This window comes from Methanosarcina mangrovi (assembly GCF_052057765.1).
Taxonomy (GTDB): Archaea; Halobacteriota; Methanosarcinia; order Methanosarcinales; family Methanosarcinaceae; genus Methanosarcina.
The window spans coordinates 2,098,708-2,115,438 of the sequence record NZ_CP195120.1; the positions used below are offsets into that span (position 1 = coordinate 2,098,708).

General features: G+C 41.3%; 14 protein-coding genes and 1 pseudogene. 8 read left to right on the forward strand and 7 right to left on the reverse strand.

Annotated features, from left to right (window positions below; translation table 11 throughout):
- Positions 1-96: 96 nt before the first annotated feature.
- Positions 97-402, reverse strand: coding sequence for a zinc ribbon domain-containing protein (locus tag ACSAZL_RS09525; RefSeq protein ID WP_440948437.1), 306 nt, complete (start codon positions 400-402; stop codon positions 97-99).
- On the reverse strand, positions 339-518 hold the full coding sequence (locus ACSAZL_RS09530; protein ID WP_440948438.1) for a hypothetical protein: 180 nt from the start codon (positions 516-518) through the stop codon (positions 339-341). Before ACSAZL_RS09530 ends, ACSAZL_RS09525 begins: the two co-directional genes overlap by 64 nt.
- 756 nt (positions 519-1,274) lie before the next feature.
- Between ACSAZL_RS09530 and ACSAZL_RS09535 the strand changes: the two genes are divergently transcribed.
- The 3 genes from ACSAZL_RS09535 to ACSAZL_RS09545 all read left to right on the forward strand — a co-directional run bounded on the left by ACSAZL_RS09535 (position 1,275) and on the right by ACSAZL_RS09545 (position 3,990).
- The gene (locus tag ACSAZL_RS09535) at positions 1,275-2,177 is read left to right on the forward strand and encodes a zinc-dependent metalloprotease (RefSeq protein WP_440948439.1); all 903 of its coding nucleotides are present in this window, start codon (positions 1,275-1,277) and stop codon (positions 2,175-2,177) included.
- Positions 2,178-2,237: 60 nt separating this feature from the next.
- Positions 2,238-2,576, forward strand: coding sequence for a hypothetical protein (locus tag ACSAZL_RS09540; protein WP_440948440.1), 339 nt, complete (start codon positions 2,238-2,240; stop codon positions 2,574-2,576).
- A 1,276-nt stretch (positions 2,577-3,852) separates the two neighbouring features.
- Positions 3,853-3,990: a hypothetical protein gene (locus ACSAZL_RS09545; protein WP_440948441.1), complete on the forward strand. Its 138-nt coding sequence runs from the start codon at positions 3,853-3,855 to the stop codon at positions 3,988-3,990.
- 280 nt (positions 3,991-4,270) lie between these two features.
- Here ACSAZL_RS09545 and ACSAZL_RS09550 read toward each other — a convergent pair whose 3' ends face one another.
- Positions 4,271-5,452, reverse strand: a complete 1,182-nt coding sequence (locus ACSAZL_RS09550; RefSeq protein WP_440948442.1) for a DUF1015 domain-containing protein — start codon at positions 5,450-5,452, stop codon at positions 4,271-4,273.
- Positions 5,453-5,760: 308 nt separating this feature from the next.
- The gene (locus ACSAZL_RS09555; RefSeq protein WP_440948443.1) at positions 5,761-7,134 is read right to left on the reverse strand and encodes an MBL fold metallo-hydrolase; all 1,374 of its coding nucleotides are present in this window, start codon (positions 7,132-7,134) and stop codon (positions 5,761-5,763) included.
- A gap of 339 nt (positions 7,135-7,473) precedes the next feature.
- Between ACSAZL_RS09555 and ACSAZL_RS09560 the strand changes: the two genes are divergently transcribed.
- Positions 7,474-8,205 carry a hypothetical protein gene (locus tag ACSAZL_RS09560; protein ID WP_440948444.1) on the forward strand — a complete coding sequence of 244 codons (732 nt, stop codon included), beginning with the start codon at positions 7,474-7,476 and terminating at the stop codon, positions 8,203-8,205.
- A 390-nt stretch (positions 8,206-8,595) separates the two neighbouring features.
- Here the strand turns inward: ACSAZL_RS09560 and ACSAZL_RS09565 are convergent, their stop codons facing one another.
- Together ACSAZL_RS09565 and ACSAZL_RS09570 are read right to left on the reverse strand one after the other, a co-directional pair.
- On the reverse strand, positions 8,596-9,831 hold the full coding sequence (locus ACSAZL_RS09565) for a COG1470 family protein (protein WP_440948445.1): 1,236 nt from the start codon (positions 9,829-9,831) through the stop codon (positions 8,596-8,598).
- A gap of 822 nt (positions 9,832-10,653) precedes the next feature.
- Positions 10,654-11,082 carry a transposase gene (locus ACSAZL_RS09570; RefSeq protein ID WP_440948446.1) on the reverse strand — a complete coding sequence of 143 codons (429 nt, stop codon included), beginning with the start codon at positions 11,080-11,082 and terminating at the stop codon, positions 10,654-10,656.
- Positions 11,083-11,899: 817 nt separating this feature from the next.
- Here ACSAZL_RS09570 and ACSAZL_RS09575 point away from each other — a divergent pair.
- From ACSAZL_RS09575 to ACSAZL_RS09590, 4 genes and pseudogenes are all read left to right on the forward strand, one after another.
- On the forward strand, positions 11,900-12,838 hold the full coding sequence (locus tag ACSAZL_RS09575) for a hypothetical protein (protein ID WP_440948447.1): 939 nt from the start codon (positions 11,900-11,902) through the stop codon (positions 12,836-12,838).
- Positions 12,839-13,790: 952 nt separating this feature from the next.
- Positions 13,791-14,213 (forward strand): secondary thiamine-phosphate synthase enzyme YjbQ, encoded by a 423-nt coding sequence (locus tag ACSAZL_RS09580; RefSeq protein WP_440948448.1) that lies wholly within the window; start codon positions 13,791-13,793, stop codon positions 14,211-14,213.
- Between the two features lie 368 nt (positions 14,214-14,581).
- A pseudogene (locus ACSAZL_RS09585) lies at positions 14,582-15,633 on the forward strand (DUF1254 domain-containing protein).
- A gap of 427 nt (positions 15,634-16,060) precedes the next feature.
- Positions 16,061-16,456: a DUF2795 domain-containing protein gene (locus tag ACSAZL_RS09590; RefSeq protein WP_440948449.1), complete on the forward strand. Its 396-nt coding sequence runs from the start codon at positions 16,061-16,063 to the stop codon at positions 16,454-16,456.
- Between the two features lie 130 nt (positions 16,457-16,586).
- Here ACSAZL_RS09590 and ACSAZL_RS09595 read toward each other — a convergent pair whose 3' ends face one another.
- A complete protein-coding gene (locus ACSAZL_RS09595) occupies positions 16,587-16,712 on the reverse strand; it encodes a hypothetical protein (RefSeq protein ID WP_440948450.1) in 126 nt (41 codons plus the stop codon).
- Between the last annotated feature and the right edge of the window lie 19 nt (positions 16,713-16,731).

Sequence of the window (16,731 nt, forward strand, 5' to 3'; positions counted from 1 at the left end):
GGTAAATTAGATAAAACGAAAGAAAAAAATAGAAAAAAGGGTCAAACTTGCATAGACCCATTTTTTATTTAAAGAATGTTCTTCGAATTAAAGACATTAGTTTAACTTTGTTCCGCTTTCCCCGCAGAACCTGGTGCCAATGGATACTTTGTTCCCGCAGTTCGGGCATTTTGTGAGAGCAATGGATGCACCGCAGTTGTTACAAAACTTTCCTCCCCCTGGAGGTTTTCCGCATTCGGGGCATATGGTCTGCTTTCTCTCGATCTCGCCTTTGAATACGTTTGCACTGGAAGCTTTCTCCCTCATTTCATCAACCATGCGTTCTGCCCTTATTGTGGTTAGCTCCACGTTTTCCCTGGGTGCACATTCCACGCAGAGGTTGTCCTGTTCACTCTTCTCCATTCTGGAGACATTCCTTCCTTGCGGTCATTGAGGATGTCCATACCCCTTTTAATCACATTTCCAACGCGATACTGGCCTACAAGATCAGAACCTGCCGAAAGAGCTCTCCCGACCATGCTTTGCTTATTTTGGAGAAAAATCATTTAATGTCTTTTAATAAGAAACTAACTTTCTAGAAAAGCCCTTTTATCTTCAACATATATTTTTCAGGCAATAGACTCTATGAGTAAAAATAACATACTTTGGAGGCCCAAAAAATTTTATTAAATCTTTTTAACCTGACTTTGACAGTTCCCACCAACTTTAATGAAAACTTTCTTCTTTTTTCCGATTATATCAGAAAATAACATTTGACAGTTAAAAAATTCGTTAAATTTTCTAAGAATTTCGCTGTTATGAATCCTGTGATTATTTTGGTAAACTATGAAAAAACTTGACGTAATTTGAGGTTTGTGGCTATATGAAAATACAAATCCTGACCGGCGATTGATCTTTTCACTCCGGAGCCGTGGGACTTTCACAAAGATCTTCTTGCATGAATCCATGTCGTGCTATTCTCTTTATTATATAATTGCTTGAATGCGAATGGATGGATGCTTAAATATATAGTTTCTGATCACGGTCTTTAACAATCAACGTTCGGGGGAAAATTTCAGACTCAAAATGAGTATGAAAGGTAGATTGTTAGATGGTATGGTCAGAAAACTTATAAGGAGTTGGATAAGAGGAATTTATGGAGTTAGAAGGTAGTTTTCCTCAGTCACCCCCTAACTCCACAAAGTGTGCCTATGAGGCAGTGATTCTGTTAGCTGTGCTTTTATTTAAACTTGCTTGATCCTGCCTCATAGAGAGAAATAATAGGAGTTAGACTAATGAGTAAGAACAAAATTGAGATAAGTGTACTTCTTTTGGTGATACTACTGGTGAGCACCGCGTTTGTATTAGCGGGAAGTGCAGCAGAAGCGCAGCAGAATAGTACGGAAAAAGAGAAAGAAGATATTATATTTATCAGCGATCCTTGGTTCGAAAAAGGTGACGAGTTAAATCGACTTAGTGGCGATGAACTTCGTGCCCTTGCTGAACAAAATGAAACAGTAAGAAAAATGATCGAGGAAGATTTAAAAATTGAACCTGTACAAATTGAAAGTCTCAAAGATCTGGAAAATCTTCCTAAGAATTATCCTGAAGATATAAAAAAGGCAGTAATAGAAAATTTTACATCAAGAAATATTAGTCAACAACCCTCAACCAAAGCAACAACGACGATAAATACGGTTAATGTTTGGGTAGTTGCAGATGAAGAATACTGGAGTACTTTCGGAAGTAACTGGCCTACTCAAGCATACAATACTATCGAAAACGCTGATAACGCATTCTACAGCGATCATAACATAGATTTTGTAATCGGCAAATACTCAACGTGGGATAGTGACGACAGTACGAGTAATTGTACTTTACTTCTCCAAGAAGTACAGAGTGAAACTGGATGGAATTCTGATCATCAAGGTATGGATATGCTTGCCGTTTTCAGTAATCAGGGGATGGATAACAGAGGTATGTCTGAACGTCGAGGTGATGCGTGGATAATGAAACATCAAATAACTTCAGGTTGGGATTGGCATCTTGCGCAGCATGAAGCATCACATAACTATGATTGTCCAGATCATGATTATCTTGGTCCGGAATGCATAATGACATACACGTTTATGATGTCATTAGATAACTGGTGCAGTAGTTGCGATAGTGTGATTGAAACTAATAGAAATCATTTTTAAATTATTTTGTGCAGGATTAAACCCTGCATTTTATTTTATAATGTGCTTGGAGATTTATTAATGAAAGCAAGGACAAAAATTTTAGCAGCTATTTCTTTTGCGGTTCTATCAATATGCCTTATTTTCTTTTTGATGATTTATCAGCCTGGAGCAGGCACGTATGTTCGCGCGGATAAACTTCAAGATACGCCAGAAAAATACGTGGAGTTCAGTTTAGCAGATATCGAGAAATACCCTGATGTCAAGGAAGCAGTAAATAATCCAGGAAAAGATATTAAGCTCCCTTCTGATTATAATGAAAATATGACGGAGTTTGCTACCATCATGTGGGATAACAGGACTGAGTATATAAAACTGAATAATGAGTATTATCATATAAGTTATTACTCTGTTGATTAATTAAGTGATAAGAAACAGTTGAGCACAATAAAATGATACTTGTGATTTTTGATTCCCTTCTTCTCTTTTTTGAACAATTACAGGCTCTACAAGGTTTTAGGCACACAAACATGCCAACCTTCGAGTGATCGTTCAACATTGGTGCTCAAATAACTCCAAAAGTCCATGTCAGAGATATATTACAATCTCTGGCTTAGAACTGACCGGCTAGTCAATCAGCTATATATGGTAGATGAGGTATCGGGCAAATTCTGACAAGACTCCAGCAAAACTCAAATAACGGAAACTATTGGCTCATTATTCCAAAATCGATCGTGGAAGCCAAAGGATGGGCGAAGGGCGACGAATTCCTAATTTCTTATGAGCCGAACGGTGTGAAATTCACTCGCGGGGAAGTTCGAGTATGAGAAGCGGTATCTATCATAAGCCCACTTTCCGCAGTAAATTTTTCACATATTCACATTTTTTCTGCTGTCGATTTTCAATAAAACGTGGATTTATTGGACTTTTATTCAGGAGGTAAAGCAGCTATATGGTGTATCATAAAGACAAAAAACGATATCATTCAATTTTCACCAAGTTCCATTAAAAGTCCAAATTAATTTGATTTGTTTCAAAAACGCTATCAGAGGAAATATTGATTTTTGAAAAAATACTGCGGAATGTGGGACAAGGTTAACTTCCTTAGAATATTGTGACTATTAAGATGTGTGTATATATAGGATGAGACTGCACTCACGTACCGTGAAATTGCAGCCAAAACTGGAATAAAATATCATACCGTCGCTCGTGCAATGAGTTATTACCACCATCAGGGCTATCCTTATTTCCAGCGTCTGCTCAAGAAACAAGGGAGCTCATATAGGTACAACTTCCTTTCGGCAGGTCGACATTAGAGATTAGAATATTTTTCTCGGCACCGCTTTATAACATTAGCTAACTTTATATTGATTTAAAATTGGTTAACATGCAGCAACTCCTACGACATATAAGTACTGAACCATTTTTTCATTACAGATTGGTATGAGAGATCAATAATCAGTCATATGTAAACCAAGAAACTACACACAATTTGAAAGCATTGATTCAAAATCGTCAGCATTACAATTAATCAAAAATCAAATGTAGACCTGCCGAAAGGAAGGTACAAGATTACAAAAACCGGGCTGGTATCTGATATCTTCGCCGCATTAAGTTGGGCTTTGATTTGCGCTGTAAGACGAATAGGAGAAAAGTATACCGCATGAAGCATTTCCGAAGCTTGCGGAAAATAAACATGCGAGAAGCAGTCATGATACCGCTTGCGCCTGAAGAGCTTGAGGACTATCTTGGGATCACAAAAACTGGTGCTGTCGAGATGGGCTATACTGAAGACCGGAAACTTGAACTGGCATGGCTAATTTCTGATACTTAGGTGCTTTGTACAGTTCCCTGAAAATCCCCTATAATTATACTTAGCCCACGACCCCGTTTTTTCGAATCCGAGACTCTCGAAGCGTCCCTATTTTTCGCGCATTTTGCGTGTTTTTGATCTATGCTATGGCAGCGTGTGCCGTACTTTTCCGAGGATCTTGGTTGGCTTCGTATGGCGTAGCCCTTGCAGCCTGAATCTCGATCATCATGTCCTGCAAGTCCTACGGAGAAATAAAGTGACTGAAAAAAGAGAAAAATGGATGAAAAAGCTGCCGGAAGAATTACTGCGTAATCCTTCTGGCTTCAATATAGTACCTTTTCTCGTTTTCCTTTCCAAGGGAAAAGGATTTTCTCGGGAGAATTCCCTTCTTTTTTATGAGAGCAAAGAATTCGCTTCTCTTTAAGGCCGGGAGGAAAAAGCCAACACTTTCAGGCTCTTTACCGAGTTTCTCAACTACCTCTGGGTCGTGTTCATATTCGACCGGATAAGCGTCAATAACCTCGTCAAGAGTCTCGACCTCCAGGTCGTGTTTCGGGTTATCAAATATCAGAAAGCCCCGCCTATCTTTTGTTATAAAGCCAATTGAGTGGTTAGTATCTGAAGGCCAGGTTGAATCCCGGGCTGAAGATTCTACAATCCTTGCATCGAACTTTTGTAGCAGTTCCTCAGGGTCAACTCCTCGTACAAGCCTGTGAATAGGCTCAAAGGTAAGTCCCGGGTCATGGAGGTTTACAAGCTCGACAAGGGCGTATCTGGCCGGGTGGTTGTCCGGGACTGTTCCTTTAATCTTCTCCCAGAAACTCTTTGCTGCGGCAAGGCTGTGGTTTCCGTCCCCAACGAGGAGGGTCCCAAGTGCCTGAATTTTTTCCGAAATTTCCTCAATTGCTTTTTCATCTTTTATCTTAAAGCCTCTGATATGACCGCCGTCTTCCATAAGGTCAAAATCATAAACCTTATTTTCTTCATAAACCGGATCAGCTGTGTTTCTGGGCAAAACGGAAAAACCCGGGTCATCATATAAAACAAGGACATGAGTAAGTTCAAGTTCGGCATTTTCTCTTATTTTCACTCGTGCAGGAAGCCTTTCTTTGATTGTTTTTTCAGTCGGCCTGATAAAGGATTCGGATCCGTCATAATCGTACCCTTCCAGGTCAACCGCAACGACCAGACCTGTCCTTTCATTCCCTGAGACCTCACGCTTTACAAGAATAAAGCAGGGACCGTGATCAACAAGAATAGCTCTGTAATTGTGCATCGCTTCATGAATCTTATTTACTCTATTTTCATCTAAAGGAAGATAGATTTCGGGGTAAATTAAATTAAGAGTGGAAGGGGTATCTCCAACAAATTTTTCTACTCTTTTCCAGTACTCCATATCCTGGGTATGCTGGTCACAGGCAATTACTGCCCATTCTTTCCAGTTAGCCTCCGGGAGAATAATGTGAGGAACGTGTAATATCATGGATAATAAAAAAATAGAGAGGAGATATAAAGATTTCTAAACTCTTTATCCGAAAACTTCTCCGGGCATATGCTGGAAACAGAGGATCCTGACTCGGACCCCGGGCACAGCTAGTGTTTTTGTTGTTATCTCCCGTAACAGGCGGGTTCAGGCGGGTTCAGGCGGGTTCAGGCGGGTTCAGGCGGGCTCAGGTGGCTTGCGGGGCTGTGAAGAATAAAGGGTTTTCTCCACGCAAATTCCCCCGGAAAAAACAACAGCTCCCATAACTCCCAAAATCAAAATAAGAATGGGGCTAAAATCACACTACCTTATTTTACGACTTCATACCCTGCGTTCTTCCACGCAGCCATGCTTCCAAGGACATTGTATATTTTTCTGTAACCGTGCTTTTTCAAAATCGAAGCTGCTATATTGGAACGCCTGGCACTGCCGCAGTAGACAACTATCGGACACTCTTTTGGAATTTTGTCCAGATTCTCTTCCACATGTCCGACATATATGTGCCTGGCCCCTTCGATGTGTCCGGCTTCCCACTCCTCATTGCTCCTGACATCCAGGATCACAATTTCCTCGTCATTTTCGATTCTGGCCTTCAGGTCGTGGACGGATATGAGATTAAAACTGTCAATTTGCAGGGCTTCCATATACCAGGCTGCAATTCCGCCGTTCAGAAAACCTCTTATATTGTCATACCCCAGCCTGACCAGGTACCTGACAGCAGTTTCCAGCTGCTCTTTTTCTTCGAGTACCAGAAGTATGGGCTTGTCGTAGGGGAGCATCCAGCCGGCAAAGGAAGGCAGACCTCCCAGCCAGATGCTGTACGAACCCTTTATATGGGCTCCACCAAACGAGTGGGGCATGCGGGTATCTACAACCACGGCTCCTTTCTCTATCTCTGTTTTGAATTCTTCCGGAGAAAGCAGTTTCGGAACCGGCAGTCCCTGCAGTAGGGGAGGACCCTGCAGATTATACTTCTCCATTTTCTTAAAGTAAGGCGGAAATTCGAGGCTCTCCTCAAGCTTGAACTTTACAAACTCTTCTTTTTCAGTCTTCTGTAGAACAGGGTTCTGGATTCTTTCCAGGCCCAGGGTACTGTATTCCCTATCAGAGATCATGCCTCCGCAAAGCGAACCTCCACCGTGTGCAGGACAGAGTATTACTCCGTCTCCAAGCGGAAGTATTTTGTTAAAAATGCTGTCGTAAAGGTTTGCTGCCAGCCTGGGAGCTTCTCCCGGGCCATAAAGATCGGTTCTGCCCGCATCCCCCACGAACAGGGCGTCACCTGTGAAAACCATTATCGGTTCCTTGCCGGCATCAGGATCTGCGAGAACATAGGACATGCTTTCGTCGGTGTGTCCCGGAGTATGCAGAGCAGTCAGCTTTAATGCCCCAAAACTGAATTCCTGGCCATCCCTTTTTAGAATGCTTCCGTATTTGAAATCCACTCCCGAACCGTGATAAATTTCTGCATCCGTGAGTTTCTCCAGTTCCAGAGAGCCTATTACATAGTCTTCGTTCCGGTGGGTTTCAAAGATGTATTTTATTTTCATCCCCTCACTTCTGGCAAGATCGAAATAGACCTGACAGTCCCTTCGAGGATCGATAACAACAGCTTCATTTCCCGAACCGATGAAATAAGAAAGATGAGCCAGCCCCTCAGATTTAATCCGCTCAAATATCATGTTTAACCCCCTGAAAAATTCTAAATCTTATACTGCTTACCTGTAATGTAACTCAGGTATTGTTAAAGTAACTCTGTTTTTGATAAAGTAATTCCGTACCCGCTACAGTACGTATCGGGCATCTTTTTTCGGCATGTTTTAAGAGTTTAGTTTTTCCTATCAATGTATAACTGCATGTTTCATATGGCTTTCTCAGTAAAGGAATCGGAAAACAAAAAAACTTTAAAAATCGGAGGAATCCTTGAAACAAAGAGAAAGATTCTTCGGATATACTTATCAATATGATTTGAAAAAGGGGTATTAACACAAAAACGCCGGATTCTGCAAGCCGATATGTACATGTGGGTGATGTGTACGGGTAGGGAAGAAAATGATGCATACAGGCAGACGATGCGTACGGTTCCTTCCAGGAACAGTTTGCAGGACAGTGTGTGGGATAATTTGAAAGCTGTCATGATCCCGGTTGTGCAGGAGACCATGGATTTTTGTAAACGGATACTGAGTGACTTGCTTTCCTCTGCTCTCTGGACAGGTAGGGTTCTCGCAAAAATTCTTGACATCTGCTTTTTTCCGAAGGTTATGGATCTTTTCTGGCAGATCATAAAGCCCGGTACAAGAAAGCTAACGTCACTTGAGGAGCAGGAGGCTCGAACCGTGTTCGGAGACAGCATCAATTACCGGCAGGTACGTATTGATGAACATTCGCTGATTGCCCGGATAGGGGCAAAGATAAAAAATAGCTCGGGTATGGGGATTGCCATTTTTCATACAATCAATTTCAATAAAAAGATTAAAACTTCTTCAGGCAATTCGGACATGAAGTGGCTTATTCATGAATTAGCCCACGTTTCACAGATGGAACACATCGGTTCGAAATATCTGGTCGAAGCATTTCATGCCCAGGCAACAGAGGGATATGGATACGATCTTGGCACAAAACCGCATTTCTGTGACTATAACCGCGAACAACAGGCTTCAATTGCTGCGGATTATTATATCGCGTGTATTTCAGGCCGTTCCACAGCCCTTTATGATATGTATATTCGAGAACTGCAAGCAGGGGAGTTCTAAATATGAGCCCTTCCTGACATTGGCATTATCCTCATCCTGTCCTCTTCTCAATCACAAAATGTCTTTTTCGACCATTACGTAATTTTCGGTCCCGGGATATTTCTTTCAATATTTGGCTCTCTTACTTGCGGTGCCGTTTTGTCGAGGTTTTTTTCTCCTGCGGGCATGCCGCCCCAGGCCCTTTGCGGTACAGGGTAAGAAAAAAGGAAGATTCTCTCCGGGCTTCCGAAACGGGTCGAGCAATTAATCAGAAATCTCCAAAAATAATGAGATTAAAAAATTAAGGAATGTGGATAACAGAACCCTGGAAAATGATCCGGGCCTGCTACTTATTCCCTGTTATACGCCCTGTTATTCACCCTTTTTTGCATTTCGGCCAGAACTTCTTTTTTATTCGGAATCCCCGATAGTTATCGAATATTCAAAATTGTCCGCATTTTTCGGGAGAATTGAAAGCTCCCATTCTCCGATTGCTCCGGGTATCGTGTACGTTTCAACATAGTATTTGTTATGATTTTGGTAGATCGACCTATCTTCAGTTGACCATACCGGGAAATCATACCCGCCAATATTTACATTGTCTCTCCGGGTTGTTTTCACAAGGCGCATGTCAACGGGGCTGGAATCGTATTTCAGGCTCAGTTCAAAGGATGGTTCTTCATCTTTCGGGGAGGAACGCAACCATGCCTCCGAGCTATACGTATAAGTTGAAATTTCAATTGTTATAGGATCGGAAGTCCTGATGTTAAAGGTTTTAACGTAAGGAACTGTTGGCTGCTGCCTAACTGTTAAGTACAGGTCTATTTGCGGATCAGACCCGTCATCCTCTCCCCCGTCTACGTTCATTTTGATGAACCCGTTGTAAGTTCCTGCGGCGTTTTCCGGAACCGGGATCCGGATGACCATGTCAGCGATTTCACCCGGAATTAAAACGGAAGGTGCCGAGACTTCTATTGCGTCATCGTCAAGCCCGAATTCGTCAAATGAATACTCATACCTATATCTGCTCAGTTCCGGGTCGATTGTGATCTCCCTGGCTGCCACGTTTTTGATTTTTATCGTGTATACATATTCCTCACCGGCCTCAACGGAGTCGGAGATGTAATATGTCTGAAGCTCAAGTTTCTGATAAATCGGGACTGTTACGGAAAGGTACATTACATTGATATATTCGGCATAGAAGTCTTCCCCGGAGTCTGGTGTTATATCGTCCGTAAAGGCAATGTAGGTTTCATAGGTTCCACCGTCCGCATCCTCGGGGACATTTACCTCAACGGTAAATTCCTGTTCTTCATCAGGATCTACTGTTATGCTTGCCGGGGATATGGTTATCCAGCTTTCGTCAAAATCATCAAAATAGCTGTAAGGTACAGTTATAAGTTTCGGTTCTACTTCAAGTGCTTTTTTGTCGTTGTTTCTGAAACTCACATTGAAGCTACTGCTTTCCCCCTGCTGCAAATACAGGTCCTGATAACCGGGATTAATATCATGTAGTACGGTTTTATTCGAAAGGGGACCTGAAACTCCTTCACCCTCAATTTGAGCAAATGCAGCCTGTATCAATGCCAGGCAAAGCAGTATGCCTGAAAGTAAAGACATTGCCCTCAATAGCGTACTTTTACTCATATATCTTACTCCTTTATCTGTGTATTACTCTCAGAGATTGCTTATTTTGATCTATTTTATTCCATTTCACAAAGGCTGGATTCCAGAATTTCACGAACTCCGAGCCAGTCATGAATACCTCCGGTGTAACCAACGCACTCAAGGTTCCTTTTGTATCTGCAAAGTGCCAGATCACAGGGAAACCATAGGGCCGGGTTGAAAAAATCAGCATTATAAGTCGTTAACCCTTGCAAGAGATTCTCTATATCCGGCCTTCAGGCATTTTATAGTTTTTCAAAGTGCGTGGGTTTTATAATTGAAGTATGTCCGCGTATAAAATACTTACTACTTCAACAAATCTTTTCGGTTTAATTAGATAAATTTTAAAAAGAAAAATTTTGTAATGGAATCTTTAGCTAATTATAACAGAATCTCTAGCTAATTATAACAGAATTTTTAGCTAATTATAACAGAATCTCTAGCTAATTATAACAGAATTTTTAGCTGGATTAAATTATGCAAACTTTTTATTAAGACCAAAAAAGAGATCTCGAAAAAGTAAGTATCGGACTCTTAACAAACTTTCAGCCCTGTAAGTATGCTAAATTTTTGTTATCGCGTAAAATACTCGTTTTTATAATATTGACCTCGAGCCTCGATCTTTGAATTATTGATGCCTGAACTATTGATTCCTGGATTTTTCACTTCATTGTTTTCATTATATTAATAGTGTTTTTTGTAAGAGTATCTACCTTAGGCTAAACTGCCACACATTAGTATTCACAGAGAGTACTTAGGGATGTCGGTGAAGAGAAAGCGTTAAAGTTCACTTAGAGGTACCTGTCACTCGCTTTGAGGTGACTTTCGGGAAGCATTTCTCTTCTTTTCTAGAAGCACCCATAACTTTTCACATTCAGCATGGGTTAGTCCTATCTTTTTGATCAGATATTCTTCTGTTTTTTCATTTTTGACCGTGCCTTTTAGCAGATTGCTTACGGTATCCCTGTGGTGCCCTGTTATCCGTTCAATACTTCGTATCCCATTTTTTTCAAGGAAAAGTCGGTATATCAAACCGATTTTATCATTGGGAAGATGTTTGCGGTAAACGGCTGTACCAACCGTATCCATGAAAAATTTCCCGCAGTGTTTGCAATAGTATCTCTGGTGGCCGGTCCTGTATTTTCCACGTTTTATTATGGCTTTTCCTTCTTCCTTGAGATAATATTCACATTCCGGGTTTGGACAGACAACTTCATCTGTTTTTCTTGTCATATGATTTCCCTCCCTGAGTCTCAATTTTATCAACTGATCCATTGCATATTTCCACATATATACAAATCTGTACAAATAATTCAGTGTGATTTAACTCGGTGTGATTTTACAAACTGAAATAAATTAATTAATAAGTTATGGATTTATTGATATATTTATTTTACTTATTGCGATGTCTACCAGAAATAGATTTCTGCAAAATGGAACCCCTTTACATCTCAAAAAAAAGTAAACATCTATAAAAAATATTTCTACTGAAATCTATAGTAGGTTACTTAATTGCGATTTTACAGTTCTTTTGAAAAAATTTAAAGTCCCGGCGATACTGCCTGGAATGCAGAATGAGTAAGATCTTCTCTATCTCACATATGGGTAACGATAAATAGATCAGAACTTCCGTTCTATTAGATCCTGCAATTTGAAGCAGACATGAAAATCATTTTAGGTATCAGTTGAATGTTGATTCAAGTTTTTGCATTTAACCTGTCGGCAAACAGATCTGCATGCAACAGACCTGCATAAACCACTAGCCTAAAAAGCATAAGTTTGGAAATGGCAGATATTGCGGCAGGTTAAATTGAAGTAATCATGGAGTTTTTTAATAATATAAGCAAGGGCAGGGTTTTTAGTACAGTGTATAGTACGACTTATAGCGCGGTGCTTACAACACAGTGCACAGCAGAATTTATGGCACAATTTATAGTGCAATGTGTTTTAGATCATTAATATACAATTAAATTTATTAATATGAAGCATTGCTTTCAGTATACGAATTAAAGCAAAGAGATGGACTCAGTTTTATTCAGGGAGACAAAAAATGTTAACTGTAGAAACAAGCGGAATCAAAGGGATAACGAGCTTTACCACATATGATAGTGGAGAACTGCATGAGTGCAAACTTAATGATTCCAATTTGATCCGCACAAAATACGGCGACTTTGTTCCGCAGTATGGAGACCCCGGAATCAGGAGGAAACAGCTAAAAGCCCTGTCTTTCTACAAAAGTGGGAAAATTAAAAGCATTTCTCTGGAACAGCAGACCGAAATAAGCACGTCAGTAGGCACATTCCCGGCTGAACTGGTCACTTTTTTTGAAGACGGCTCGCTCAATAGTTTGTTCCCCTTAAACGGACAAATCAGCGGTTTCTGGTCGGAAGAAGACGAAGGAGCCCTGGCTCAAAAGTATGATTTTACATTCCCTTTCGGGAGCTTCAGTGCAAAGATAATCGGGCTTCGCTTTTACCCCAGCGGAAAAGTCAAAAGCCTGATCCTTTGGCCTACCGAAAGAATCACAATTGAAACCCCGGCAGGAAAAATTCCTATTCGCACAGGGTTCAAGCTTTTTGAAGACGGGAACATAGAATCCGTAGAACCGGCAAAACCGGTCCCTGTTGAAACCCCCATCGGTCCGGTCAACGCATATGATGCGAATGCACTGGGTATCGAAGCGGATAAAAACTCCCTCGGGTTTGACCGAAACGGCAGGTTAACCTCTCTTGCCACCTTTGATATCATTTCGGTCAAAAAAAGCAACGGCGAAAAGAAAATCACCTTCCCAAAGCTGAAACCGGGCCTGATGGATGACTATGAAAAGGTGCCGATAAAACTGCGCTTCGGAGAAGATTCCGTAACCGTTGATGACGGCAAGCAAGCAAATGAATACAGGATCTCTGATAGTACTTTCAAAATCACGGGTGGAGACTATACGGAAACAACAAGCTGCGGCGATTGTTCGCAATGTAAGATTTGTTTTTAACTTCATTTTGCTGCGTTTTTGAATTGGTGTAGTTTTGACAAACTACTCAAATTCATTTCTACTTTTTCTTTAGCGTCTGATTTTAATCTGTTTTTGGGAATGCAAAAAGACAAGCGGAGCAGACAGATTCTCTAGCCGGATAGAATCATGAAAAAAAGGTGTTTTCAGGACATGAAATCAAAGAAATATCATACCTGAGAGTTGTAATTTTAGTAGCAATACCGAGGTTAAATCAAGTTTTGGGATGAGCTTACATTATAGCTTTTTTCCTTTCGAGCAGTCTCCTCATCCAGAGTTCAATGTCGGCTTTGAAATTTTTGATCCAAAGAGATGTTTTGATACAATACAATTTTTTGTAGAATTAATTTTAAGTAACCATAATACTACTATAATTTGAACTGGAAGAAATGGAGAAATAATCTCAGTTCAACTGCGTAAATCTTATCACAACTGAAAATGGGGGTATAAAATGGAACACGAACTAGAAGAAGTTGAGAGAGATTTCATAGAATTTAGAAAAGAAATGGATGAGTACTAAAGATTGAGCAATCGTTAATGATGCGAATAAGAACTGCCTGGAAGATATTAGTTCCCTGTCGGGGGACAGGGAAAGAAACACAATTCTTTTGGGCTTTTCTCCAATCTTTTTTAATGTGTTCTTATACATAAACTTCGATCGAATTGAAAAGGTAAGAAAAATCGTGATGCAGATTATCGGGAGACTGATTTCCGGGGATTTTTTTCTTACCATTCCAGGCTACGGATAGTTGGACGAAATTGCAATTCCCATGCAGGTATTTTTCAGACAACGCTGATTTTCGGATTATCTCATGGCTTTCTTGAGAGTTGCCGGTCCATACGCTGGTCTATATGCTGGTACATATGCTAGTCTATAGGTACTACTTTTCAGGGCTTGCAAGAATATATTAATCTGGCCTGTTAATATCGTTTTATGCCTGTAGAAACAAGAGAAATTTCAGTCACCGGTAAAGAAGACTGCGGAATTGTTGATGTTACTGAAATGGTATCCAAAGAAGTCAAAAAATCAAAAATAAGAAGCGGGACGGTTACGGTTTTTTGCATCGGGTCAACCGGAGCAATAACCACAATGGAATTTGAGTCAAACCTTTCAAAGGACGTTTCAGAGACTCTTGATAAGCTGATCCCTCTAAATGAGGACTATCACCACCATAAAACCTGGGGCGATTTTAACGGAGGCTCTCACTTAAGGGCACTGCTTGTCGGCCCTAGCCTTACAGTTCCTTTTGTTGAAAAAAGTTTGACACTCGGAACCTGGCAGCAGATTGTATACATAAATTTTGATAGGATTGAGAAGGTAAGAAGAATTGTGCTTCAGATTATCGGGGAATTTTAAAAGAGCTTTGTTTTAAAAGAGCTTCACTTCATTCTTGCTTCATTATCTTCACTTTTTATCTTCACTTTTTATTTTCACCTTTTCTCTCTTTTTCTACTTGTTAAGGTTCTGGCAGAAAAATGTTTAGTCCTGATACTCACCGGAGCGATAAAGACAAAGCCAATATCAATGTCATCGGTATCTGTTCTAGTTCTGGAGCGGACATCGCCGCGCTGGCTGAGCTTATTGTAGCAGGCCTGACCGCAATCGCTGAAAAGCCGGTGAAACCGCTATCTGAGAAGCGACAACTGGTGGCAGGAGTTTTCGCCAGCAAGGCAGCTGCAGACGCTGCTATGGAGAAGATTAAGAGTCTCAGCTCCCAGCTTCGGATGGTAAACTCCAGCAATATCCTGGTCCTCGCTAAGGATGATAAGGGCAAAGTCGACATCAACATCATTGATATCGGTTCGACGTCCAGAGTGAATATTGCTGCTCTGGCTGAACGTATCGCAGAGGACATAATCACCGTTGCTAGCAAGCCGGTAGGCAGCCCAACTGAGCTGAACGTACGGGCTACACATCTGGGTTATGCTCTAAACCCGGGCACTGTGGCTATTGGTCTGTTTGTGGACCCGCAGTATGCTGGAAAGGTCGAGGATGGCATAAGGAAAGCCGGCGCCCAGGTTCTTACTGTCGATGATTTGAAGCGGATAGGAGCAGGTTTGGGCGCGGCTGAGGGTACGAATGACCTGGCAGTTAAGGCAGCCGAAGTGTCACAGGCAACTCCACAGACAGCACCACAGGCAGCTCCCCTGGTCCTTGACTGGCAGGAGGAATACGCATACTCACCGGGATTGCAGGCGCTTATCTATGGTTTCCCGTATGTCTATAACGCTATCACACGCTATAAGTGGACAAACATTCCCCAGGACCCAAAGCACGTTCCTTATGCGCCTGTTAACCATTTCTGGCACGCTACCGAGCTTATAGACGCTACTTATCGTGACGGTGGCTGCCCGAACAACGACACACTGTACTCGGTCGCCTGGGTAGATCTCAGCAAAGAGCCAGTTATTCTCACCGTGCCTGAGATCCCGGATGACAGGTACAGGACATTTGAACTAATCTCTTTTACCTTGGACAACTTTGCCTACGTTGGCAAGAGGGTTGGCTCAAAGGTAGGCAGCTATATCTTATCAGTCATGATTGGCATGGCGAGCTCCCCGAAGGGGTAACCGCCGTGATGCCGTCCTTCCCGACACCCTGGATATTGATCCCTGACCGCACTCTGGCGGATAGCGTCGATGACCTGCCAGCTGTGCATGCTCTTCAGGCACAGTACAGGCTGACGCCCCTGAGTTTCTGGGGCAAATCCGGGGTACAACTTCCCGAAAGCTGCGACGTCTACAAGCCTGCCGTTGCTCTTGCCGGATCCAAGTGACGAGTCGGGCGTTTACAATACTAACCGGGGTTTTTCCCTGCTGCTATTGAGATTGTCCACATCAGGGCACGATACAGTTAGAGTATATAATAAATTGCCTTATAAATCATATAATCTCAGAATTCTGTTTTTTTCAGAATGCGGGGATGATATGACCAATATTCAGCTTCTAATAAATGTTTGAGTTGAATTCTTTTTTATAATAATAATTATATAATGACCAATGGTGGGTGACAACTTAATTGGGAAAGGCAACTGATATCTGAATCCAGGAGATGGACTCCTCAAGAAAAATTCAAACAGGAGAGGGGTTTATATACGAGAGATCATGGGAGCTCTTAAGGTTCTTCTGGACAGAAATAAGGCAACACCTGATGTTAGAAAGAATTCTACATCAAATAAAACCAAAACATGGGGGATAAAATAAATGCAAGCAAGTTCTGCTGCTGAAGTTCAGAGTTCTATGCAGGAAGCTATACAGGCTTTCCGTGAGATAAGATATCCTGTAACAAAGAACCAACTTATCGAGAAAGCTAAAAGTATGAATGCTCGCAGCGAAGTGATCCAGGCTATTGAGGGCATTCCAGATAGGCAATACAATAACGCTGCCGATGTCCTTAAGCAATTCGAAGGCATTCAAAGGGCTGTAGAGGCCCTCAGGGAGCTGAAATATCCTTCAACGAAGAGTCAACTTATCGAAAATGCTAAAAAGCACAATGCTCGTAGTGAAGTTATTAGAGCTCTTGAGAAGTTTCCAGATCGGGAATACAATAATACTGCCGATGTTCTCATGGAATTCAGAGGTAAATTCCAGAGCCAATAACTGCATTTCGGAGTAACCAGCTAGAAACGCAAAGCAAGAAAAAGAAGAAACATCAGCTAAAAACTCAAGTTTTTGAGGGCCAAATTTTCCCTTAAAAAGGTTGGTCATCCACTATTTATGTATTATACGATTAAGGAGAGGAGAGAAGAGGAAGGCTTAAATCAAGCCTTCTTTTTTGATTTTCCGACAAACTGCTTTTAAAAGTCAGGCTTGTTTTAAAAGAACTTGTTTCTTTAATCACTGTTTCATCTTTCATCCCTTATCTTTCATCCTTA

Excerpts from the sequence above, each read along its gene's own strand:
- ACSAZL_RS09570 (WP_440948446.1), bottom strand. The coding sequence starts at position 11,082 with ATGACAAGAAAAACAGATGAAGTTGTCTGTCCAAACCCGGAATGTGAA.
- ACSAZL_RS09590 (WP_440948449.1), top strand. The coding sequence starts at position 16,061 with ATGCAAGCAAGTTCTGCTGCTGAAGTTCAGAGTTCTATGCAGGAAGCT.
- ACSAZL_RS09550 (WP_440948442.1), bottom strand. The coding sequence starts at position 5,452 with ATGATATTACACGTTCCTCACATTATTCTCCCGGAGGCTAACTGGAAA.
- ACSAZL_RS09560 (WP_440948444.1), top strand. The coding sequence starts at position 7,474 with ATGTGGGTGATGTGTACGGGTAGGGAAGAAAATGATGCATACAGGCAG.
- ACSAZL_RS09575 (WP_440948447.1), top strand. The coding sequence starts at position 11,900 with ATGTTAACTGTAGAAACAAGCGGAATCAAAGGGATAACGAGCTTTACC.
- ACSAZL_RS09535 (WP_440948439.1), top strand. The coding sequence starts at position 1,275 with ATGAGTAAGAACAAAATTGAGATAAGTGTACTTCTTTTGGTGATACTA.
- ACSAZL_RS09555 (WP_440948443.1), bottom strand. The coding sequence starts at position 7,134 with ATGATATTTGAGCGGATTAAATCTGAGGGGCTGGCTCATCTTTCTTAT.
- ACSAZL_RS09530 (WP_440948438.1), bottom strand. The coding sequence starts at position 518 with ATGGTCGGGAGAGCTCTTTCGGCAGGTTCTGATCTTGTAGGCCAGTAT.
- ACSAZL_RS09525 (WP_440948437.1), bottom strand. The coding sequence starts at position 402 with ATGGAGAAGAGTGAACAGGACAACCTCTGCGTGGAATGTGCACCCAGG.
- ACSAZL_RS09595 (WP_440948450.1), bottom strand. The coding sequence starts at position 16,712 with ATGAAAGATGAAACAGTGATTAAAGAAACAAGTTCTTTTAAAACAAGC.
- ACSAZL_RS09540 (WP_440948440.1), top strand. The coding sequence starts at position 2,238 with ATGAAAGCAAGGACAAAAATTTTAGCAGCTATTTCTTTTGCGGTTCTA.
- ACSAZL_RS09545 (WP_440948441.1), top strand. The coding sequence starts at position 3,853 with ATGCGAGAAGCAGTCATGATACCGCTTGCGCCTGAAGAGCTTGAGGAC.
- ACSAZL_RS09565 (WP_440948445.1), bottom strand. The coding sequence starts at position 9,831 with ATGAGTAAAAGTACGCTATTGAGGGCAATGTCTTTACTTTCAGGCATA.
- ACSAZL_RS09580 (WP_440948448.1), top strand. The coding sequence starts at position 13,791 with ATGCCTGTAGAAACAAGAGAAATTTCAGTCACCGGTAAAGAAGACTGC.